The following is a 21,428-nucleotide window of genomic DNA, read 5'->3' on the forward strand; positions in this document are numbered from 1 at the left end:
TCTGTCACGCTGTGTCAGCGTGGAATCACATGCGGGTAGGTCCGTGCCGACCGGACGGGTACCGGCTTCAGCGACCGCCCGCGGGCGGTCCACCGACTGCGAGGGGGAGGGCCGATGACCGGGCGAGCCGATGCCGCGCGCCCGGCCGCCGTGGTGGTCGGCGGCGGACTCGCCGGGATCACCACCGCGCTGCGCCTGGCCGAGGCGGGCCATCGGGTCACCCTCGCCGAGGGGCGGCCCCGACTCGGTGGCCTGGCCTTCTCCTTCCAGCGCGGCGAGCTGACCGTCGACAACGGCCAGCACGTCTACCTGCGCTGCTGCACCGCCTACCGCGGACTGCTGGAGCGGCTCGGCGCCACCCGGCTGGTCCACCTCCAGGACCGCCTCGACATCCCGGTGCTCTCCGTCGCCGGGCCGCAGGCCGCCCCGGTGCGCACCCTCGGGCGGCTGCGCCGGGCCGGCCTGCCCGTCCCGCTGCACCTGGCCGGCAGCCTGGCCCGCTACCCGCACCTGTCCCCGGCCGACCGCGCCCGGGTGGTCCGCGGCGCGCTCGCCCTGCAGCGCCTGGACCTCGCCGACCCGGCGCTGGACGAGCTCTCCTTCGGCGACTGGCTGCGCCGCAACGGGCAGAACGCCGCCACCCAGGCGGCCCTGTGGGACCTGGTCGGCGTCGCCACCCTGAACGGCCGGGCCGACCAGGTGTCGATGGCGCTCGCCGGGATGGTGTTCAAGACCGGCCTGCTCTCCGACCCGGGCGCCTCGGACATCGGTGTCTCCGCCGTCCCGCTCGGCACGATCCACCACGACCGGGCGCTCGCCGAACTGGAGCGGGCCGGCGTCCGGGTGCTGCTGCGGGCCCGGGTGGCCGAGCTGAAGCCGGCCGCGCCGCAGCACGCCGTCCGGCTGGAGGGCGGGGAACTGCTCACGGCCGAGACCGTCGTGCTGGCCGGCGCCCAGGACAGCGCGGCCGCGCTGCTGCCGCCGAACGCGATCCCCGGCCAGGAGCGGCTGGCCGGCTTCGGCACCGCGCCGATCCTCAACGTGCACGTGATCTACGACCGCAAGGTGCTGCGCCGGCCCTTCTTCGCCGCGCTCGGCTCCCCGGTCCAGTGGGTCTTCGACCGCACCGCGCACTCCGGCCTGGCCGCCACCCCGCTGGGCCGGGCCCACCCGGGCGCCCAGTACCTGGCGCTGTCGCAGTCCGCCGCGCAGGACGAGATCGACCTGCCGGTCGCCGAGCTGCGCCGCCGCTACCTGCCCGAGCTGGGCCGGCTGCTGCCGGCCGCGGCGCAGGCGGCGGTGCTGGACTTCTTCGTCACCCGGGAGCGCACCGCGACCTTCGACCCGGCCCCGGGCAACGGGGTGCTGCGCCCGTCGGCCCGCACCGGCGTCGCCGGGCTGCTGCTGGCCGGCTCGTGGACGGCCACCGGCTGGCCCGCGACCATGGAAGGGGCCGTGCGCAGCGGCCACGCCGCGGCCGACGCCGCGCTCGCCTCGGCCGGTGCCCGGGCGCCGGTGGACCGCGGCGACGGGAGGTGGCCCAGGTGACGGCGGGCCCCGTCGCCGGAGAGCCCGCCAGAGCCGACGGGCGTACCGTCGAGCGCATCGGCGCGACCACCGGGAGCGGCCCGGCCGGGCGCACCGGCACCACCGCCACCACTGGCACCACCGGCACCGGCACCGGCAGTCGATTCGACACCAGCCGCACCGACAGCACCCGGCCGCCCCGTGCGGTCCGGCACCACGAGGGAGAGGGAACGCACGTGGAGTCACGCACCGGCTTCGCCGTCGGAGGCACGGCGCACGCCGAACCGGTCTCGGTGCCGGAGCTGCTCGCCCGCAGCCGCATGCTCTGCACTCCGCCACTACGGGCCGCGGTCGCCCGTTTGGCCGCACCCATGGACACCGTCGCCGCCTACCACTTCGGCTGGATCGACCGGGACGGCACCCCGGTGACGGGGGACGGCGGCAAGGCCGTGCGCCCGGCGCTGGCCCTGCTGTCCGCCCGGGCCACCGGTGCGGCGGAGGAGGTGGGAGTGCCCGGCGGGGTCGCGGTTGAACTGGTGCACAACTTCTCCCTCCTTCATGATGATCTGATGGACGGTGACGAGACCCGACGGCACCGGGCCACCGCCTGGACGGTCTTCGGGCCGGCCCAGGCGATCCTGGTCGGCGACGCCCTGGCGACGCTCGGCACGGAGGTGCTGCTCGACGCCGCGGTGACCGGCGGCACGAGCGCCACCGACGCCGCGCGTGCCGTCCGGCTGCTCACCACGGCGACCCGCCGGCTGATCGACGGCCAGGCCATGGACGTCGCCTTCGAACAGCGCGACAGCGTCACGGTCGCGGAGTGCCTGGAGATGGAGGGTGGCAAGACCGCGGCCCTGCTGGCCGCCGCCTCGGCGATCGGCGCCGTCCTGGCCGGCGCCGACGACAAGGTCTCCGGCGCGCTCCAGCGCTACGGCCACCACCTGGGTCTGGCCTTCCAGGCGGTGGACGACCTGCTCGGCATCTGGGGTGCCACCGAGGTCACCGGCAAGCCGCACTGGGGAGACCTCCGCCAGCGCAAGAAGTCCCTGCCGGTGGCCGCCGCACTGGCCGAGGGCGGAGCGGCCTCGCGCCGGCTCGCCGAGCAACTGGCCGACCCGAAGGGACGCGGCGAGGAGAGCGAGCCCGAGCTCGCCGACCGGGCCGCGCTGATCGAGGAGGCCGGCGGCCGCGCCTGGACCCAGGAGGAGGCGCGCCGCCAGCACACGACTGCCCTCGCCGCCCTGGACGAGGTGCCCATGACCGACGGGGTGCGCGAGCACTTCGTCGCACTCGCCGAATTCGTGGTGGTACGAGAGAGGTGACGTTACGTTGACAGCAACCGCGGACGGCCGGCTCGACCCTGAGTACGATCCCGAGCCGGTCGCGGTGGGCGACCGCCCCCCGGCCCTGCTGGGGCCGGGGCGGTGGCAGCCCGAGGACACCGACCAGCTCCGGCCGGCCGGTGGGGCGGACCTCCGGCCGGCCGACGCGCGGGAGGCCCTGGCCCGCGCCACCACCCACCTGCTCTCCCTGCAGTCGTCCGAGGGCTGGTGGAAGGGCGACCTGGAGACCAACGTCACCATGGACGCCGAGGACTTACTGCTCCGCCAGTTCCTGGGAATCCGCACCGAGGAGCAGACCCGCGCCACCGCCGAGTGGATCCGCTCCCAGCAGCGCGAGGACGGCACCTGGTCCACCTTCCACGGCGGGCCGCCCGAACTGTCCACCACCGTCGAGGCGTACGTCGCGCTCAAACTGGCCGGCGACGACCCGGACGCCCCGCACATGCTGGCCGCCGCCCGCTACGTCCGCTCCGCCGGGGGCATCGCGGCCGCCCGGGTGTTCACCCGGATCTGGCTCGCCCTGTTCGGCTGGTGGCCCTGGGAGCGGTTGCCCGAGATGCCGCCCGAGATCATCTTCCTGCCCAAGTGGCTGCCGCTGAACATCTACGCCTTCGGCTGCTGGGCCCGCCAGACCATCGTCCCGCTGACCGTGGTCTCGTCCCACCGCCCGGTCCGTCCGGCCCCCTTCGCGCTCACCGAGCTGCACACCGACCCGAACGACCCGTACCCCCACCGGCCGCTCGCCCCCGCCACCACCTGGGACGGCCTCTTCGAACGCCTCGACAAGGCGCTGCACGCCTACCACCGCCGGGCCTTCCGCCCGCTGCGCCGACTGGCCGTGTCGCAGGCCTGCCGCTGGATCGTCGAACGGCAGGAGGCCGACGGCTGCTGGGGCGGCATCCAGCCCCCCGCCGTCTACTCGCTGATCGCCCTCCACCTGGAGGGCTACGAGCTGGAGCACCCGGTCGTGAAGGCCGGGCTCTCCTCCTTCGACCGCTTCACCGTGCACACCGAGGACGGCAAGCGCTGGCTGGAGGCCTGCCAGTCCCCGGTCTGGGACACCTGCCTGGCCACCATCGCGCTGGTCGACGCCGGGGTGCCGGCCGACCACCCGGCCCTGGTCTCCGCCGTCGACTGGATGCTCGGTGAGGAGATCCGCAAGGGCGGCGACTGGGCCGTCCAGCGGCCCGGACTCGCCCCCGGCGGCTGGGCCTTCGAGTTCGAGAACGACACCTACCCCGACATCGACGACACCGCCGAGGTGGTGCTCGCGCTGCGCCGCGTCGCCCACCCCGACCCGGGCAAGGTCACCGCGGCGGTGGACCGGGGTGTGCTGTGGAACCTCGGCATGCAGTCCAAGAACGGCGCCTGGGGCGCCTTCGACGTGGACAACACCAGCACGCTGCCCAACAAGCTGCCGTTCTGCGACTTCGGCGAGGTGGTCGACCCGCCGTCCGCCGACGTCACCGCGCACGTGGTGGAGATGCTCGCCGAGACCGGCCGCGCCCGCGACCCCCGGACCAGGCGCGGCATCGAATGGCTGCTGCGCAACCAGGAGGCGGACGGCTCCTGGTTCGGCCGCTGGGGCACCAACTACATCTACGGCACCGGCTCGGTGCTGCCCGCCCTGGTGGCGGCCGGCGTCCCCGACGAGCACCCGGCGATCCGCCGCGCGGTGCGCTGGCTGGAGGACCGGCAGAACGCCGACGGCGGCTGGGGCGAGGACATGCGCTCCTACGACGACCCGGCGCGCTGGGCCGGACGCGGCGACTCCACCGCCTCGCAGACCGCGTGGGCGCTGATGGCGCTGCTCGCGGCCGGCGAGGGCCCGCAGGGCCGGGCCAATCCGGCGGTGGAGCGCGGTGTGGAGTGGCTGGTGCGCACCCAGCTGCCCGAGGGCACCTGGGACGAGCCGCAGTTCACCGGCACCGGCTTCCCGTGGGACTTCTCCATCAACTACCACCTGTACCGGCTGGTCTTCCCGGTCACCGCGCTCGGCCGCTACCTCAACGGCGCCCCGGGCACGAGCCGGGCCGACGGAGCCCCGGCGATCGGGGCGGCGCGGTGACCACCGCGCCGCTGCTGGTGCTCTGCGCCCTGGGCCCCGAGGTCTGGGCCCTGCGCGGCGGTGACTGGCGCGGCGCGGCCGGCGGGCCCCCGGTACTGCTGCGCACCGGGGTCGGCCGCAGGCGCGCCGGGGCGGCCGTCCGCCGGCTGCTCGGCTCCGCCCCCGCCGGCTACGGCGCCGTGGCGGTGGCCGGCTTCGGGGCCGCGCTCGGCCCGGGAGTGCAGCCCGGCGACGTGGTCGCCGCCGACGGCGTGCGCGACGCCGAGGGCCACCTGTACCCGCTCGACTCCGGGGCCGCGCTCACCCGGGCGCTGAAGGAGCGCGGCCTGACCGTCCACACCGGCGTGCACCACACCGCCGACCACGTGGTCCGCGGCATCGAGCGGCGGGCACTGCACCTCCAGGGCGCGCTCGCCGTCGACATGGAGGCCGCCGCCGTCCTGGCCGCGCTCTGCGAGGTCCGGCCCGCGCTGCCGGCGGCCGTCCTGCGGGTGGTGGTGGACACGCCCGAGCACGAGCTGCTGCGGCTCGGCACCCTCCCGGCCGGGGTGCGTGCCTGGCGGACCCTGCGGGCGACGGTGCCCGCCCTGGTCGACTGGTACCGGCAGGAGCGCGCGCCCGGCTCCGCAGACCTGAACCACCCCACATCCTCGACGCTCCCCCAGGAGGCGAGCTAGCCATGGCCATGCCGTTGCGCCAGACCGTGCGGGTCGGCACCTACCTCATGCAACAGAAGCTGCTCAAGCGCCGCGACAAGTTCCCGCTGATCGTGGAGCTGGAGCCGCTCTTCGCCTGCAACCTGGCCTGCGAGGGCTGCGGCAAGATCCAGCACCCGGCGGGCGTCCTGAAGCAGCGGATGCCGGTGGCCCAGGCGGTCGGCGCGGTCCTGGAGTCGGGTGCCCCGATGGTCTCGATCGCCGGCGGCGAGCCGCTGATGCACCCGCAGATCGACGAGATCGTCCGGCAGCTGGTCGAGCGCCGCAAGTACGTGTTCCTCTGCACCAACGCGCTGCTCCTGCGCAAGAAGATGGACAAGTTCAGGCCCTCGCCGTACTTCACCTTCGCGGTGCACATCGACGGCATGCGCGAGCGGCACGACGAGTCGGTGGCCAAGGAGGGCACCTTCGACGAGGCGGTGGCCGCGATCAAGGAGGCCAAGCGGCGCGGCTTCCGGGTCACCACCAACAGCACCTTCTTCAACACCGACACCCCGCAGACCGTCATCGAGGTGCTGGACTACCTCAACGACGAGCTCAAGGTGGACGAGATGATGATCTCGCCCGCCTACGCCTACGAGAAGGCCCCCGACCAGGAGCACTTCCTCGGCGTCGAGCAGACCAGGGAGCTCTTCCGCAAGGCCTTCGCCGGCGGCAACCGCAGGCGCTGGCGGCTCAACCACAGCCCGCTCTTCCTGGACTTCCTGGAGGGCAAGGCCGACTTCGAGTGCACCCCCTGGGGCATCCCCAACTACTCGCTGTTCGGCTGGCAGCGGCCCTGCTACCTGATGGCCGACGGCTACGTGCCGACCTACCGCGAACTGGTCGAGAAGACGGACTGGAGCAAGTACGGCCGCGGCAGGGACCCACGCTGCGAGAACTGCATGGCCCACTGCGGCTACGAGCCGACCGCCGTCCTCGCGACGATGGGCTCGCTCCAGCAGTCGCTGCGCGCCATCACCGAGACCGTCAGCGGCAACAAGGGCCGCTGAGACGGGAGTCGTACTCCAGGTCGGCACCCCGGCCCGGGCCCCGCGCCCGGGCCGGCTCCGCCCCCAACCAGGCCGGGCCCCGTGCCCGACCGGCGCGGGCCCCGGGCCCGGGCCGGGCCGAGGCGCCACCGCACCGCCCCGAGTCGTGAGGTGTACCCATGTCACTGCTCTCCCGCGTCACGTCCCCGGCCGAGCTGCGCAAGCTCCCGGCGGCCGAACTCCCGTTGCTCGCCGACGAGATCCGCGACTTCCTGATCGACGCCGTCACCCGCACCGGCGGCCACCTCGGGCCCAACCTCGGCGTGGTGGAGCTGACCATCGCGCTGCACCGGGTCTTCGACTCGCCCTACGACCGGATCGTCTTCGACACCGGGCACCAGAGCTACGTCCACAAACTGCTCACCGGCCGCCAGGACTTCAGCCGGCTGCGGATGCGCGGTGGGCTCTCCGGGTACCCCTCGCGCGGCGAGTCCGAGCACGACCTGGTCGAGAACTCGCACGCCTCCACCGCGCTCTCCTACGCCGACGGCCTGGCCAAGGCCGCCCGACTGCTCGGCCAGCACGACCGGCACACCGTCGCGGTGATCGGCGACGGCGCGCTCACCGGCGGGCTCGCCTGGGAGGCGCTCAACAACATCGCCGAGGCGCGCGACCGGCCGCTGGTCATCGTCGTCAACGACAACGAGCGCTCCTACGCCAGGACCATCGGCGGGCTCGCCAACCACCTGGCCACCCTGCGCACCACCCAGGGCTACGAGCGCTTCCTCGCCCTCGGCAAGGAGGCCCTGCAGCGCACCCCGCTGGTCGGCCAGCCGATCTTCGACGCGCTGCACGGCGCCAAGAAGGGGTTCAAGGACGCCTTCGCCCCGCAGGGCATGTTCGAGGACCTCGGCCTCAAGTACCTCGGGCCGATCGACGGCCACGACCTGGGCGCGGTCGAACAGGCGCTGCGCCAGGCCCGCAACTTCGGCGGGCCGGTCATCGTGCACTGCCTGACCGTCAAGGGGCGCGGCTACCGGCCGGCCGAGCAGGACGAGGCCGACCGCTTCCACGCCGTCAACCCGATCGACCCGTACACCTGCCTGCCGATCTCGCCGAGCGGCGGGGTCTCCTGGACCTCGGTGTTCGGGGACGAGCTGGTCGCCCTCGGCGCCGAGCGGCCGGACCTGGTGGCGATCACCGCCGCCATGCTCCAGCCGGTGGGCCTGGCCCCGTTCGCCAAGGCCCACCCGGAGCGGACCTTCGACGTCGGGATCGCCGAGCAGCACGCCGTCACCAGCGCGGCGGGGCTGGCCACCGGCGGACTGCACCCGGTGGTCGCGGTGTACGCGACCTTCCTCAACCGGGCCTTCGACCAGGTCCTGATGGACGTCGCCCTGCACCGGCTGGGCGTCACCTTCGTGCTCGACCGCTCCGGGGTGACCGGGCCGGACGGCGCCTCGCACAACGGCATGTGGGACATGTCGATCCTCCAGGTCGTCCCCGGCCTGCGGCTCGCCGCGCCCCGCGACGCCGAACAGCTGCGCGCCCAGCTGCGCGAGGCCGTCGAGGTCGGGGACGCCCCGACCGTCGTGCGCTTCCCCAAGGGGAACGTCGGGCCCGCGGTGCCGGCCGTCGAGCGGATCGGCGGGGTGGACGTGCTGCTGCGCACCGGGCGGGCACCGGAGATCCTGCTCGTCGCGGTCGGCACCACCGCCTCCGCCTGCCTGGACGCGGCCCGGCTGCTGCTCGCCGAGGGCTTCACCGCGACCGTGGTCGACCCGCGCTGGGTCAAGCCGGTCGACCCGGCACTGCCCGAACTGGCCGCCGCCCACCGGCTGGTGGTCACCGTCGAGGACAACGGCCGTACCGGAGGCGTCGGTTCGGCCGTCGCCCAGGCGCTGCGGGACGCCGACGTGGACGTCCCGGTGCGGGTGCTCGGGCTGCCCCAGGAGTTCCTCGGCCACGCCTCGCGCGGGGAGATCCTGGAGGAGGCCGGGCTGACCGGGACCGGCGTCGCCGCCCAGACCGCCGTCTTCGCCAAGAACCTGCTACCGACCCGAGGAGCGAACCCGCGCCATGCCGGCTGACCCTGACCCAGACCGCCGCTTTGACATCGCCGCCCTGATCGCCGAACGCGGCGGCGAGCGCTACGAGTTGCAGAGTCGCTACCTCAATCCGCAGCTGTCGCGGATGCTGCACACCATCGGCTTCGACAAGTACTACGAGCGCGCCGAGGGCCAGTACTTCTACGACGCCGAGGGCAACGAGTACCTCGACATGCTGGCCGGCTTCGGCATCTTCGCACTCGGCCGCCACCACCCGGTGGTGCGCTCGGCGATCCAGCAGGTGATGGACCTCGACCTGCCGGACCTGGTCCGCTTCGACTGCTCGCCGCTGCCCGGGCTGCTGGCCGAGCGGCTGCTGTCGTACGCGCCCGGGCTGGACCGGGTCTTCTTCGGCAACAGCGGCACCGAGGCGGTGGAGACCGCGCTCAAGTTCGCCCGGTACGCCACCGGCCGCCGGCGGATCCTCTACGCCGACCACGCCTTCCACGGGCTGACCATCGGCTCGCTCTCGGTCAACGGGGAGAGCGGGTTCCGCAAGGGCTTCGACCCGCTGCTTCCGGACACCGCCATCCCGCTCGGCGATCTCGGCGCGCTCGCCAAGGAGTTGAAGCGCGGCGACGTCGCGGCACTGATCGTCGAGCCGATCCAGGGCAAGGGCGTCCAGGCTCCGCCGCCCGGCTGGCTGCGGGCCGCCCAGGCCCTGTTGCACGAGCACAAGGCGCTGCTGATCTGCGACGAGGTGCAGACCGGCATCGGCCGCACCGGCGAGTTCTTCGCCTACCAGCACGAGGACGGCGTGCTGCCCGACCTCGTCTGCGCGGCCAAGGCGCTGTCCGGCGGGTACGTGCCGGTCGGGGCGACGCTCGGCAAGAGCTGGATCTTCGAGAAGGTGTACTCCTCGATGGACCGGGTGCTGGTGCACTCGGCCAGCTTCGGGTCCAACGCCCAGGCCATGGCGGCCGGGCTGGCGACCCTGGAGGTGATGCGCGACGAACAGGTGGTGGAGAACGCCCGCAAGGTGGGCGACCACTTCCGCGAACGGCTGGCCGCACTGGTCGACACGTACGAGCTGCTCGCCGAGGTGCGCGGGCGCGGCCTGATGATCGGGATCGAGTTCGGCCGGCCCAAGTCGCTCAAGCTGCGCACCGGTTGGACCGCGCTCCAGGCGGCACGCAAGGGGCTGTTCGCGCAGATGGTGGTGGTGCCGCTGCTGCAGCGGCACCACATCCTGACCCAGGTGTCCGGGGACCACCTGGAAGTGATCAAGCTGATCCCGCCGCTGATCATCACCGAGCGCGATGTGGACCGGTTCGTGGACGCCTTCACCGACATCATGGACGAGGCCCACCGGGGGAGCGGACTGATGTGGGACTTCGGGCGGACGCTGGTCAAGCAGGCGGTCGGCGGCCGCTGAGGCCGGGGCCGGGGGTCGCGCGGAGTGGGAAGTCGGCCCGGCCGACTTCCCACTCCGTGGGAGACACCGCATCAGAGCTCGGTCCGGCGACGCCGGATGACCACCACGAGATCGACGGCGGCGAACAGGGTGAGCAGGCCGCAGGCCACGGCGAAGCCGGTGAGAGTGCCCTGGCTGGGCGCACCGTCGGCGGGGGATGCGGCCGCCCAGATGGCGAAGCCCACCGTCGCCAGCGCGAACAGCGGGGTGAAGGTGAGCGACAGCAGGTAGCGGAGCTTGAGGTCGCTGCGGGCGGTGGCCGGCTCGGTGCCGCTGCGCCACCGTCGCGGGGTGGTGGTGCGCATGCCGTTCACCTCCGGACCGCGTGGGTCGGGCTACGATTCCAGCGTACGTCCGAGGAGGCGAGCGGGGGAGGCGTGATGTCGGGTTCGGGCGCGGTGGGGGCGGGGTCCGGTAGGGCGGGTGCGGGTGCGGGTGCGGGTGCGGGTGCGGGTGCGGGTGCGGGCTCCGGCTCGGGCGCCGGTTCCGGTTCGGACGAGGGTGCCGGCTCCGGTGCGGGCGCGGGTGCGGCGGGCCAGGACGGCGAGGGGTACGCGGGGCTGCGGATCGAGCGGGCCCGGGAGCTGGCCCGGCGGCACGGCTGGGCGTCGGTCCGGGTGCTGGAACCGGGGGACCTGATGACCATGGAGTACCGGCAGGGGCGGCTCAACCTCGCGGTGCGGGGCGGTGTGGTCGAGCGCAGCTGGGAGGGCTAGCTCCGGTGCTGGTCGGGCTCGGTGCGGCTCGGGCTCAGCAGGGCAGGTGCCGACGGGCGAAGCGCCGGTGGAGCCGCTGTTCGGCGGCGGCGACCAGGGGTTCCAGCAGCGGCAGCGAGAGCAGGACGAGCAGTCCGGCGGCCCAGCCGGCCAGGACGTCGGTGACCCAGTGGGTGCCCAGGTAGACCGTGGTCAGGCCGATCGAGCAGGCGGTGGCGGCGGCGATCAGCGCGCCGGTGCGCCGCCAGCGGACGGCGAGGTAGGCGAGCACCCCCCAGGTGACCACCGCGTTGGCGGTGTGGCCGGAGGGGAAGATGGTGCCGCCGGAGAAGAGCTCGGGCGAGCCGACGTACTGGGCGTAGTGCGGGCCGAGCCGACCGGTGACGATCTTGACCGCGCCCACGGTGACGTTGAGCAACAGCAGCGCGATGCCCATGACCAGCAGCGGGCGCAGTCGGCCGAGGCGGCGGGCCCGCCAGCCGAGCCAGACGAAGGCGGCGATCGCCGAGGGTCCGCGCTGCCCGGCGACCACCCAGGTGTCCAGCAGCGGCTCCAGCCGGGGCCACCGCTCGTAGGGGCGCAGCAGCCGGACCGACCAGTCGAGGTCGACCAACACGGTGTTGAGCAGGACCCCGGCCAGCACCAGCAGGTAGCCGGCGAGGGTGACGGCGAGCAGGGCGGCCTGCCGTCGGCTCATCGGGGGCCAGCCGGGTTCGCGGGGATCGGGGCCGACCGGGGCGAGGGGGAGCCCGGGGGTGGTGGGGCGTTCCCGGCGGCCGGTTTCGGCGGTGCGACGCTCCGGCCCCTGGCGCGGAATGGGAGCGGGGGTACTTCTGGATTGCACGGGGTGACCTTACCCAGCCGGACAGGGCTATTCCGGTGGTAATTGTCATTTTCCCGGGAAATCGACAATCGGGTCGACCGGGGGTGGCTCGAGGGGTGATTTCGACTTTCCGGGATCGAAAGTCAGTGTGGTCATCGAATGATTCTGCAAAAGCCCCGGTAAAGAAGGCGGAGCGGGAGGCCGGTGCGGCCGGCTTCCCACTCCGTGGTAACCCTGTGTAGGTTCCGTGCTCAGTCGAGGGGGCCGCCCGCGACGTAGATCACCTGGCCGGAGACGAAGCCGGCGCCCTCGCTCGCGAGGAAGGAGATGGTGTGGGCGACGTCCTCAGGCAGGCCGACCCGCTGGACCGGGATCTGAGAGGCTGCGGCCCGCTTGAAGTCTTCGAAGTCCATGCCGACCCGGGCGGCGGTGGCGGCTGTCATGTCCGTGGCGATGAAGCCGGGGGCGACCGCGTTGGCCGTGATGCCGAACTTGCCGAGCTCGATGGCCAAAGTCTTGGTGAAGCCCTGGAGGCCGGCCTTGGCGGCCGAGTAGTTGGCCTGGCCGCGGTTGCCCTGGGCCGAGGAGGAGGACAGGTTGACGATGCGGCCGAAACCGGCGTCGACCATGTGCTTCTGCACGGCGCGGGTCATCAGGAAGGCGCCGCGAAGGTGAACGTTCATGACCGTGTCCCAGTCGGACTCGGACATCTTGAAGAGCAGGTTGTCGCGGAGTACGCCCGCGTTGTTCACCAGGACGACCGGGGCGCCGAGCTCGGCGGTCACCCGGTCGACGGCGGCCTGGACCTGCTCGGCGTCCGAGACGTCGGCGCCGACGGCCAGCGCCCTGCCGCCGGCGGCGGTGATCCGGTCGACGGTCTCCTTGCCGGCCGCCTCGTCCAGGTCCAGGACGGCGACCGCGTAGCCGTCGGCGGCCAGCCGGACGGCGGTGGCGGCGCCCAGGCCGCGGGCGGCGCCGGTGACGACCGCGACCCGGGGGGCGGTGCTCTGCTCGGTCATGCTCGCTCTCGTCTCTCTCGGGGTTGCCTCCCGGGGAGAGCCCCCGGCGAGGGTGGCCACACCCTACCGGCGGGTAGGGAGGGCGACCAGGGTGGAGAGACGCAGGTGACGGTCGGTAAGGACCGACCGGTCGGCTTTCTGCTGAGAACGGGTTACTGCAAGGCCTTCGCAGTCCGTAAATATGCCAATGTTGCCGAACCTGCGTCTACTATCCGCCCCTGCCTGCCAGCAAGGGCCCGCCGTTTGTATAGTGTCCGCCAGCAGCCACCGGCTGCACGGCTGGAGCGCCCTCCCTCATAGCTGGACGCCCACTCGCCGTTACTGCCCCACCCGGGTGTCCCACACACACCGGGTGTGACATCGGGACGGATACATGGTGCTGGGGGAGATCCCGACAACCCGCGTGTCTGCGCGACTTCAGCAGTCGCCCGGACACCTCATTCGCGTGGCACAGCAGGTCCACACCCGCTTGTGGTCCGAACACGTCGGAGCCGATCTCACGGCTCCGCAGTTCGCCGTGCTGCTGGTCCTGGCCCTGGAGCCGGGTGCGGACCAGCGGACGGTCGGCGAGCGGGCCTCGCTGGACAAGGCCACGATGGCGGAAATGGTCGCGCGGCTCGTCCGCCGCGGCCTGGTGCTGCGCAGGCGCGACCCGGCCGACGGCCGGCGCAAGCTGCTGGCGCTCTCGCAGAGCGGTGCCCAGGCGGTGCGCGAGGCCACCGGTGGTGTGGTCCGCGTGCAGCGCGTCCTGTTCGAGCCGCTCACGGCGGAGGAACAGGTCGAGATCGTCCGGGTGATGGCCAAGATAGCCAGGCTGGAGCCCGCGGCGGTCGCCGTCATCGCCGACGCGCGGCCGATACTGGACGCCCAGCGGGCGATCGGCTACCTGATCAGGGTGAGCCAGCAGGTGCACACCAAGCTCTGGTCGGAGCACGTGGGCGCCGAGCTGACGGCTCCGCAGTACGCGGTGCTGGACGCCCTGGAGCTGGAACCGGGCGCCGACCAGCGCACGGTCGGCGAGCTGGCCTCGCTGGACAAGGCCACGATGGCCGAGATGGTCAGCAGGCTGGTGCGCCGCGGTCTGGTGCAGCGCCGGCGCGACCCCTCGGACGGACGGCGCAACCTGCTCTCGCTCTCACCGGCGGGACAGGACCTGCTGCACCGCTCGGCCGCCGGGGTGGCCGAGGTCCAGCGGCTGCTGCTCGCTCCGCTGGAGGAGGGCGAGCACGAGACCGGGCTCGCGCTCATCGCGAAGGCGGCCAGGCTCTAGGTCAAATCTTCGCCGCAGTAGCCAAAACGATTCGCCAAATTGCTGAGGGTCCATGGCCATGGACTTCGGCGGATCGGGGCATCCCGAAGGCCGCCCGCTCCCTTAGGGGTGCGGGCGGTCTTCGGCATGACGGGCCGTCAGGCGCCTCGGGGGCCTGGAATGCGGGCCCCCGGGCCGGACGTCAGTTCCAGTCGAACTCCTGCGGGTCCGGGCCGATCCGCTTGCCGGTGGCCACGGCGGCGATCGCCGCGAGGTCCTCGGCGTCCAGCTCGAAGCCGGCGACGTCCAGGTTCTCGCGGATGCGGGACGGCGTGACCGACTTCGGGATGGCGATCACACCGCTCTGGAGGTGCCAGCGCAGCACCACCTGGGCGACCGTGCGGCCGTGCTTCTCGGCGATCTTCACCAGCGCGGGCTCGGCGAGCAGGTCCTTGCCCTGGCCCAGCGGGCTCCAGGCCTCGGTGGCGATGCCGTGCTCGGCGTGGAACGCGCGCAGCTCCGCCTGGGGGAAGTACGGGTGCAGCTCGACCTGGTTCAGGACCGGGGCGACCGAGGACTCGCTCAGCAGGCGGCTCAGCTGCTCGGTGCCGAAGTTGGAGACGCCGATCGACTTGACCCGGCCGTCCGCCTTCAGCTGCTCGAAGGCCTTCCAGATGTTCAGGTAGCTGTCGCCGTGCATCGGGCGCGGCCAGTGGATCAGGTACAGGTCGAGGTAGTCGAGGCCGAGCTTGGCCAGCGAGGCGTCGAACTCGCGCAGCACCGCGTCGCGGCCCTGCTCGCCGGACCAGTCACGGGTGCCCGAGTTCCACAGCTTGGTGGTGACGTAGAGGTCCTCGCGGGCCACGCCGCCGGCCAGTGCCTCGGCGATCGCCGCACCGGTGCCGGCCTCGTTCTCGTAGATCGCCGCGGTGTCGATGGAGTGGTAGCCCGCCTCGATCGCGGTGCGGACGGCCGGGGTGGCCTCGGCGTCCGGGACCTGCCACACGCCGAAGCCGAGCTGCGGGATCTGCGCGCCGTCGTTGAGGGTGACGGTGGGGATGGTGCTCACGGGAAGGGGTGCCCTCCTGATTGTCCTGTGGTTCCAGTACGGGCAACTGGCGCCCCGGTGTGATTGTTCCCGCCGAACGGGCGAATCTCCGGTGAAGCTTCGCGGGGTTCGGCCGGGGCGGCGGCCGGGCGGTGACGGGCGGGGAGCGCCGGTGCGGGGCGTCCGCCGGGCACCTGCCGGGCGCCGACGGGGGCGTGCGGGGGGCGTGCGGCTCCGGTGCGTGGTGGCCCGGGGAGCGGGGCACGCGGGCCGCTGTGAAAAACCTGTTGCGCGGATCACGCGGAGGTTGGCAGTCTCGCGACCATGACCTCCTGACTTCCGGGCCCTTCGTGCCCATCCCACTCCGTCCGGCTCTCCTCCGGACGCATCGTCGACGTCGCGCCGCAGCCGGGCTGCCGTGCCGCGCGTCCTCCGCCCGTCGGCTCGGGCCGCTCCTCGTCGGGCCGCCAGCCGGTCGGCTGCCGTCCGTGCTGCGCGCACGTCACCGCGGTGTTCCGTGCGCCCTGTTCCACGCGCTCCCGTAGCTCCTCCGTACCCCGTATCCCCGCACCCCCGCACCCCCGTGCGCCCGTGCCCCCGCGCCCGCGCACCGCTCGTATCGGAGTGTCATGTTGCTCATCCCCCTGCCGCTGGCCGATCCCGGCGGCCCGGACCTCTCCTCGCCCCGGGCCTTCCTGCGCTGGCTGCGCCGCAGCCAGCGTCGCGGGCAGCTGCTCGCCACCGTCTGGACGCTGATCGAGATGGGGTGCCAGGCCGCCCTGCCGGTACCGCTCGGGTTCGGCGTGCAGGCCGTCGTGGACGGTGACGCCGGCGGGATCCGGCGCTCCGGCGGACTCCTCCTGCTGCTGGGAGCGGGCGCCGCGCTCGGAACCGTACTGGCGCACCGTCAGGTCGTCTGGAACTGGATCCACACGGCAACCCACGTACGGCAGTTGGTGGCACGGCAGGCCTCGCACCTCGGGGCCGGGCTGTCCCGCCGGATCGCCACCGGCGAGGTCGTCGCGGTCGGCAGCGGGGACGTCGAGCGGATCGGCTGGTACGTCGAACTGGTCGCCCGGGTCCGGTCCGCGGTGATCGTCTGGCTGGCCGTCGGCACGGCGGTGCTGCTGCTGGTCGATCCGGTGCTCGGGATCGGGGTGCTGCTCGGCGTGCCGGTGCTCGCGGCCTCGGTCTGGCCGCTGATCGGGCCCTTCGAGCGGCGCTACGAGCAGCAGCGGGCCCTCGGCGGCAAGGCCACCGAGCTGGCGGCCGACACCGTCGCGGGGCTGCGGGTGCTGCGCGGCATCGGAGGCGAGGAGCTGTTCCTGGAGCGGTACCGGGCCGCCTCCCAGAAGGTCCGGGCGGCGGCCGTCCGCTCGGCCCGGATCCAGTCGCTGATGCAGGCGCAACAGGTGCTGCTGCCCGGCCTGTTCGTGGTCGGCGTCACCTGGTACGGCGCCCGACAGGTGGCCTCCGGCGAGCTCGCCGTCGGCACCCTGATCGCCGTGTACGGCGCCACGGCCTTCCTGGCCGCTCCGCTGCGCATCCTGGGCGAGGCGGCGCACGCGTGGAGCGTGGCCCGGGTCTCCGCCGGGCGGGCCGTTCGGGTGCTCTCGCTCGGTCGGACGGCCGGCCCGGCGACGGCGTCGCTGGTCAGGCCGGACAAGGCCGACCTGCACGATCCGGCGAGCGGGCTGACGGCGCGGGCCGGCGAGCTGACCGCGGTGGTCTGCGGGGACCCGGACTTCGCCGGGGCCCTGGCCGAGCGGCTCGGCGGCCACGTCCCGCGGGCCGAGGACGAGCGGGCGCAGGTCGCGGTGCGACTCGGCGGCACGGAGCTGGACACGGTGCCCCTGGCCGAGGCCAGGGCGGCGGTGCTGGTCCACGACAAGGAGCCGGTGCTGCTCTCCGGCACGCTGGCCGAGTTGTTCGACATCCCGTCCACGGGCCGGGTCACGGCCGCCGCGGCCCTGGCGGCGGCCCGGTCGGACGACGTGCTGGAGGCCCTGGTGGAGGGCTCGCCGGAGTGCGGGGGAGACCCGATGCGCGCCCGGATCACCGAGCGCGGACGCTCGCTCTCCGGCGGGCAGCGCCAGCGGCTCGCCCTGGCCCGCGCCCTGCTGGCGGACCCGCCGGTGCTGGTCCTGGACGAGCCCACCAGCGCGGTGGACGCGCACACCGAATCGAGGATCGCCTCCGGGCTGCGGGACACCCGGGCTGGCCGCACCACCGTGGTGTTCGCGACCAGCCCGCTGCTGCTCGACCAGGCGGACCGGGTGGTGCTGCTGCGGGAGGGCCGGGTCGCCGCGGCCGGGCGCCACCGCGAGCTGATGCGCACCGAGCCGGCCTACCGGGACGTGGTCACCCGCGGCGAGGAGGCGGCCCGTCCGGTGGGTGAGGCCGTATGAGCAACATCGTCAACTTCCCTGCCACGCACGCGAGGAGTACGTCATGAAGCCTCCGGTCCAGGAGGAACAGGGGCCGGCCGCCACCCTGCCGGTCGGCTCCCCGGCCGCCGTGCGCGGGTACCTGTTGCTGCTCGCGCGGCGGCACCGCGCCGGGTTCTCCGCGGTGGTGGCGCTGCACTCCACGGCCACCGTGGCCGGGCTGGTCGGGCCCTGGGTGCTCGGGAGCCTGGTCGAATCGCTGGCCACCGGGACCGCCGGGTCCACCATCGCGGTGGCCGTCGCCTGGTACCTGCTGGCGCTGGTGGCGCAGGCCGCGTTCACCGGCTGGTCGCGGATGCGCGGAGCGGTGCTCGGCGAGCGAGTGCTGGCCGACCTGCGCGAGGACTTCCTGGTCCGCTCGGTGGCCCTGCCGACCGGCGTGCTGGAACGGGCCGGCACCGGGGACCTGGTCTCCCGGGGCACCACCGACGTCGACCGGCTGGACAAGTCGGTGCGTGAGGCGGTGCCCGAACTCGCCGTCGCCGTGGTGTCGTTGCTGCTGGTGATCGGCGCGCTGCTGGTCACCTCACCGCTGCTCGCGCTGACCTCGCTGATCGGGCTGCCGCTGCTGCTGGTCAGCTCGCGCTGGTACTTCCGGCGCGCGCCGCAGTCCTACCGCAGCGAGTCGGCCGGGTACGCGGCGGTCAGCAACGTGCTGGCCGAGACGGTGGACGCCGGCCGGACGGTCGAGGCGCTGCGGCTGGGGGACCAGCGGGTCCGGCTGACCGACCGCAAGCTACGCGAGTGGCTGGCCTGGGAGCGGTACACCCTGTGGCTGCGCTCGGTCTGGTTCCCGACCATCGACGCGGTCTACACCGTGGCGGTGCTCGCCACCCTGGTGCTCGGCGGGCTGTTCACCCTCCGGGGCTGGATCACCGTGGGCCAGCTGACCACCGGCGTGCTCTACGCGCAGATGCTGACCGGCCCGGTGGACCTGATCCTGCGCTGGTACGACGAGCTCCAGATCGGTCAGGCCTCGCTGGCCCGGCTGGTCGGCGTGCGCGAGGTGGCCGAGCACGAGGGGGACGAGTCCGCCCGGCCGGAGGGCCGTCGGGTCGAGGCCAAGGACGTCCGGTTCGGGTACCGCGAGGGCGCCGACGTCCTGCACGGGATCAGCCTGGACGTCGCCCCGGGCAGCCGGGTCGCGCTGGTCGGGCCGTCCGGTGCGGGCAAGTCCACCCTCGGCCGGCTGCTGGCCGGGATCTACGCCCCCGGCCACGGCAGCGTCACCCTCGGCGGGGCGGCGCTGGCCCGGATGCCGGCCGAGCGGGTGCGCGCGGAGGTCGCCCTGGTGAACCAGGAGCACCACGTCTTCGTCGGCACCCTGCGGGACAACCTGCGGCTGGCCGCGCCCGAGGCGGACGACACCGAACTGCGGGCCGCGCTGGACGCCGTGGACGCCGGGGCCTGGGTCGACGCACTGCCGGAAGGCCTGGACACCGAGGTGGGCTCCGGCGGCACCTCGCTGACCCCGCCGCAGGCCCAGCAGCTGGCGCTGGCCCGGCTGGTGCTGGCCGATCCGCACACCCTGGTGCTGGACGAGGCCACCTCCCTGCTGGACCCGCGGGCCGCCCGCCATCTGGAGCGCTCGCTCTCCCGGGTGCTGGAGGGCCGGACGGTCATCGCCATCGCCCACCGGCTGCACACCGCGCACGACGCGGACGTGATCGCGGTGGTCGAGGGCGGCCGGATCAGCGAGTACGGCAGCCACCCGGAGCTGGTCGCGGCCGGCGGTCCGTACGCGGCGCTCTGGCGGTCCTGGCGGGACGAGCGGTAGCGGGCCCCACCGCAGCCGTCCGGCTGGTATCGGTCCGAAGCGGTTTCAAACCCGTACGGGGCGGGATTGCCCCGTACGGGTTACTCCCTCGCCCGGAAGGGGCGCGTAACCGGGCAAATCGGCCCCCCGGCCCGCAGACTGCTCCGGTGACCAAGATTTCAGACGGCTCGTCCCGTTCCCCGCGCGGTGAGATCGGTGGGATTCCCACGCGCTACATCGGGATCGGCGTCATCGTCGTCCTCGCCGTGTGGTTCCTGTTCGCCAACCTCGACAGGGTCCAGATCCAGTTCTGGGTCTTCACCGTCACCGCGCCCCTCTGGATCGCGCTGCTGGCCACGCTGATCGCCGGCGTCGCGCTGGGCTGGCTGCTGAAGGGACGGCGCAACAGGTGACCGAGGCCCCCGGGCCGGCGCCGACCGGCGTCTCGGCCTTCACCCCGCTGATCGAGATGCGCGGGGTCAACAAGCACTTCGGTGACCTGCACGTCCTGCAGGACATCGAGCTCACGGTGGGACGCGGCGAGGTCGTCGTGGTCATCGGCCCGTCCGGCTCCGGCAAGTCCACCCTCTGCCGGGCGATCAACCGGCTGGAGCCGATCGAGGACGGCACCATCCTGATCGACGGCCGACCGCTGCCCGAGGAGGGCAAGGGCCTGGCCGGGCTGCGCGCCGAGGTCGGCATGGTGTTCCAGTCCTTCAACCTGTTCGCGCACAAGACCGTGCTGCAGAACGTCTCGCTCGCGCAGATCAAGGTCCGTGGCCGGCCCAAGGCGGAGGCGGACGCCAAGTCCCGCGCGCTGCTGGAGCGGGTGGGCCTCGCCGAGCAGGCCGCCAAGTACCCGGCGCAGCTCTCCGGAGGGCAGCAGCAGCGGGTCGCGATCGCCCGCGCGCTGGCCATGGACCCCAAGGCGCTGCTGTTCGACGAGCCCACCTCGGCGCTCGACCCCGAGATGATCAACGAGGTGCTGGACGTCATGCGCCAGCTCGCGAGCGAGGGCATGACGATGGTCGTGGTCACCCACGAGATGGGCTTCGCCAGGGCTTCCGCGAACCGGGTGGTGTTCATGGCCGACGGCCGGATCGTCGAGGACCGCGCTCCGGAGGACTTCTTCAGCGCTCCGGAGAGCGATCGCGCCCGGGACTTCCTGTCCAAGATCCTGAAGCACTGAGGCGGCGCCGTGAACCGTGAGACGACGCCCGTGGCGCGGCCCGCGGGGACGCCTGTCGGGCGGCCCGCGGCGCGGGTGGGCAGGCGCGTACCCACCGCGCGACTCGGCGAGCGGGTGCCCGCCGCGCGGGCGGGCAAGCGCTTGCTCGCCGTCGCCCTGCTGCTCGCCGCGCTGGCGGTCGGCTGCGGCAAGCCGGGGACCCCGCCGCCCAAGGGCCCGCAGCCCAGCGCCCTGCCCACCTATCAGGTGCAGGACGCCTCCGCGATCACCGGCTCGCCGACCCTGGACGCCGCCCGCAGCCGGGGCCACCTGGTGGTCGGCGCCAAGGAGGACCAGCCGTACCTGGGCCAGAAGAACCCGGCCACCGGCGAGTACTCCGGCTTCGACATCGAGATCGCCAAGATGGTCGGCGCCTCGCTGGGCTTCCCGCCGGACCGGATCCAGTTCAAGACCATCGCCTCGGCCAACCGCGAGACAGCCCTGCAGAACGGCCAGGTGGACTACTACGTCGGCACCTACACCATCAACGACAACCGGAAGAAGCTGGTCGGCTTCGCCGGCCCGTACTTCGTCGCCGGGCAGTCGCTGCTGGTGCGCAAGAACAACGACACCATCCACGGCCCGGAGGACCTGGACGGCAAGAAGGTCTGCTCGGCGGCCGGCTCGACGCCGTACCAGCGCATCCAGTCGCAGTACCCGAAGGCCAAGCTGATCGGCTACGACACCTACTCGGCCTGCGTGGACAACCTGATCACCAACCAGGTCGACGCGGTGACCACGGACAACGCGATCCTGCTCGGCTACGCGGCCAAGGTGCCGGACGAGCTCAAGGTGGTCGGCCCGCTCTTCTCGACCGAGCCCTACGGGGTCGGGGTGCCGAAGAACGACACCGTGCTGCGCGGCGCGATCAACGACGCGTTGGAGCACCACATGCAGAACGGCGACTGGCAGAGGGCCTTCGAGGCGACCCTCGGCCTCTCCGGGGAGCCCGCGCCGACCCCGCCGCAGATCGACCGGTACTGAGAGGGCCG

The 21,428-nt window shown here is 73.3% G+C and carries 18 protein-coding genes; 14 read left to right on the top strand and 4 right to left on the bottom strand.

The genetic code is table 11. From position 1 onward, the window contains the following. Positions 1–114 precede the first annotated feature (114 nt). The 7 genes from hpnE to ABZ449_RS02205 all read left to right on the top strand — a co-directional run bounded on the left by hpnE (position 115) and on the right by ABZ449_RS02205 (position 10,111). On the top strand, positions 115–1,548 hold the full coding sequence (hpnE, locus tag ABZ449_RS02175) for a hydroxysqualene dehydroxylase HpnE (protein ID WP_360338578.1): 1,434 nt from the start codon (positions 115–117) through the stop codon (positions 1,546–1,548). Positions 1,549–1,847: 299 nt separating this feature from the next. After that, positions 1,848–2,852, top strand: a complete 1,005-nt coding sequence (locus tag ABZ449_RS02180; RefSeq protein ID WP_360338822.1) for a polyprenyl synthetase family protein — start codon at positions 1,848–1,850, stop codon at positions 2,850–2,852. Between the two features lie 85 nt (positions 2,853–2,937). Next, on the top strand, positions 2,938–4,941 hold the full coding sequence (gene shc, locus ABZ449_RS02185; protein ID WP_360338825.1) for a squalene--hopene cyclase: 2,004 nt from the start codon (positions 2,938–2,940) through the stop codon (positions 4,939–4,941). Continuing rightward, a complete protein-coding gene (locus ABZ449_RS02190) occupies positions 4,938–5,618 on the top strand; it encodes a 1-hydroxy-2-methyl-2-butenyl 4-diphosphate reductase (protein ID WP_360338581.1) in 681 nt (226 codons plus the stop codon). Before shc ends, ABZ449_RS02190 begins: the two co-directional genes overlap by 4 nt. Positions 5,619–5,620: 2 nt before the next feature. After that, positions 5,621–6,649: an adenosyl-hopene transferase HpnH gene (gene hpnH, locus ABZ449_RS02195; protein ID WP_360338584.1), complete on the top strand. Its 1,029-nt coding sequence runs from the start codon at positions 5,621–5,623 to the stop codon at positions 6,647–6,649. Between the two features lie 158 nt (positions 6,650–6,807). Then, positions 6,808–8,718: a 1-deoxy-D-xylulose-5-phosphate synthase gene (gene dxs / locus ABZ449_RS02200; RefSeq protein WP_360338587.1), complete on the top strand. Its 1,911-nt coding sequence runs from the start codon at positions 6,808–6,810 to the stop codon at positions 8,716–8,718. Further along, positions 8,708–10,111 carry an aspartate aminotransferase family protein gene (locus ABZ449_RS02205; protein WP_360338590.1) on the top strand — a complete coding sequence of 468 codons (1,404 nt, stop codon included), beginning with the start codon at positions 8,708–8,710 and terminating at the stop codon, positions 10,109–10,111. The genes dxs and ABZ449_RS02205 overlap by 11 nt, the downstream gene beginning before the upstream one ends. A gap of 71 nt (positions 10,112–10,182) precedes the next feature. Here the strand turns inward: ABZ449_RS02205 and ABZ449_RS02210 are convergent, their stop codons facing one another. Continuing rightward, positions 10,183–10,455, bottom strand: coding sequence for a DUF6343 family protein (locus tag ABZ449_RS02210; RefSeq protein WP_360338593.1), 273 nt, complete (start codon positions 10,453–10,455; stop codon positions 10,183–10,185). Between the two features lie 75 nt (positions 10,456–10,530). Here ABZ449_RS02210 and ABZ449_RS02215 point away from each other — a divergent pair, with 75 nt between their 5' ends. After that, positions 10,531–10,866 (top strand): I78 family peptidase inhibitor, encoded by a 336-nt coding sequence (locus tag ABZ449_RS02215; RefSeq protein ID WP_360338596.1) that lies wholly within the window; start codon positions 10,531–10,533, stop codon positions 10,864–10,866. 34 nt (positions 10,867–10,900) lie between these two features. Here ABZ449_RS02215 and ABZ449_RS02220 read toward each other — a convergent pair whose 3' ends face one another. Further along, entirely contained in the window at positions 10,901–11,710 is an 810-nt protein-coding gene (locus ABZ449_RS02220) for a phosphatase PAP2 family protein (protein WP_360338599.1), read from the bottom strand. A 230-nt stretch (positions 11,711–11,940) separates the two neighbouring features. Continuing rightward, positions 11,941–12,708, bottom strand: coding sequence for a 3-oxoacyl-ACP reductase FabG (gene fabG, locus ABZ449_RS02225; protein WP_360338602.1), 768 nt, complete (start codon positions 12,706–12,708; stop codon positions 11,941–11,943). 445 nt (positions 12,709–13,153) lie between these two features. Between fabG and ABZ449_RS02230 the strand changes: the two genes are divergently transcribed. Beyond that, positions 13,154–13,978 carry a MarR family transcriptional regulator gene (locus ABZ449_RS02230; protein WP_360338605.1) on the top strand — a complete coding sequence of 275 codons (825 nt, stop codon included), beginning with the start codon at positions 13,154–13,156 and terminating at the stop codon, positions 13,976–13,978. Between the two features lie 181 nt (positions 13,979–14,159). On the opposite strand, the gene ABZ449_RS02235 is transcribed toward ABZ449_RS02230, so the two are convergent. Beyond that, positions 14,160–15,026, bottom strand: a complete 867-nt coding sequence (locus ABZ449_RS02235; protein WP_360338608.1) for an aldo/keto reductase — start codon at positions 15,024–15,026, stop codon at positions 14,160–14,162. Between the two features lie 608 nt (positions 15,027–15,634). Between ABZ449_RS02235 and ABZ449_RS02240 the strand changes: the two genes are divergently transcribed. The 5 genes from ABZ449_RS02240 (at position 15,635) to ABZ449_RS02260 (ending at position 21,420) form a co-directional block, all read left to right on the top strand. After that, positions 15,635–17,413 (top strand): ABC transporter ATP-binding protein, encoded by a 1,779-nt coding sequence (locus ABZ449_RS02240; protein WP_360338611.1) that lies wholly within the window; start codon positions 15,635–15,637, stop codon positions 17,411–17,413. 43 nt (positions 17,414–17,456) lie between these two features. Then, positions 17,457–19,229: an ABC transporter ATP-binding protein gene (locus ABZ449_RS02245; protein ID WP_360338614.1), complete on the top strand. Its 1,773-nt coding sequence runs from the start codon at positions 17,457–17,459 to the stop codon at positions 19,227–19,229. Positions 19,230–19,375: 146 nt separating this feature from the next. Next, on the top strand, positions 19,376–19,621 hold the full coding sequence (locus tag ABZ449_RS02250) for a LapA family protein (RefSeq protein ID WP_360338617.1): 246 nt from the start codon (positions 19,376–19,378) through the stop codon (positions 19,619–19,621). Between the two features lie 47 nt (positions 19,622–19,668). Then, positions 19,669–20,397, top strand: a complete 729-nt coding sequence (locus ABZ449_RS02255; protein WP_360338828.1) for an amino acid ABC transporter ATP-binding protein — start codon at positions 19,669–19,671, stop codon at positions 20,395–20,397. A gap of 141 nt (positions 20,398–20,538) precedes the next feature. Further along, entirely contained in the window at positions 20,539–21,420 is an 882-nt protein-coding gene (locus tag ABZ449_RS02260; protein WP_360338831.1) for a glutamate ABC transporter substrate-binding protein, read from the top strand. Positions 21,421–21,428: the final 8 nt, after the last annotated feature.

Origin of the sequence: Kitasatospora sp. NPDC005856, from assembly GCF_040629945.1 — a bacterium.
Classification (GTDB): domain Bacteria; phylum Actinomycetota; class Actinomycetes; order Streptomycetales; family Streptomycetaceae; genus Kitasatospora.

Excerpts from the sequence above, each read along its gene's own strand:
- hpnE (WP_360338578.1), top strand. The coding sequence starts at position 115 with ATGACCGGGCGAGCCGATGCCGCGCGCCCGGCCGCCGTGGTGGTCGGC.
- ABZ449_RS02180 (WP_360338822.1), top strand. The coding sequence starts at position 1,848 with ATGCTCTGCACTCCGCCACTACGGGCCGCGGTCGCCCGTTTGGCCGCA.
- hpnH (WP_360338584.1), top strand. The coding sequence starts at position 5,621 with ATGGCCATGCCGTTGCGCCAGACCGTGCGGGTCGGCACCTACCTCATG.
- dxs (WP_360338587.1), top strand. The coding sequence starts at position 6,808 with ATGTCACTGCTCTCCCGCGTCACGTCCCCGGCCGAGCTGCGCAAGCTC.
- ABZ449_RS02205 (WP_360338590.1), top strand. The coding sequence starts at position 8,708 with ATGCCGGCTGACCCTGACCCAGACCGCCGCTTTGACATCGCCGCCCTG.
- ABZ449_RS02210 (WP_360338593.1), bottom strand. The coding sequence starts at position 10,455 with ATGCGCACCACCACCCCGCGACGGTGGCGCAGCGGCACCGAGCCGGCC.
- ABZ449_RS02215 (WP_360338596.1), top strand. The coding sequence starts at position 10,531 with ATGTCGGGTTCGGGCGCGGTGGGGGCGGGGTCCGGTAGGGCGGGTGCG.
- fabG (WP_360338602.1), bottom strand. The coding sequence starts at position 12,708 with ATGACCGAGCAGAGCACCGCCCCCCGGGTCGCGGTCGTCACCGGCGCC.
- ABZ449_RS02240 (WP_360338611.1), top strand. The coding sequence starts at position 15,635 with ATGTTGCTCATCCCCCTGCCGCTGGCCGATCCCGGCGGCCCGGACCTC.
- ABZ449_RS02245 (WP_360338614.1), top strand. The coding sequence starts at position 17,457 with ATGAAGCCTCCGGTCCAGGAGGAACAGGGGCCGGCCGCCACCCTGCCG.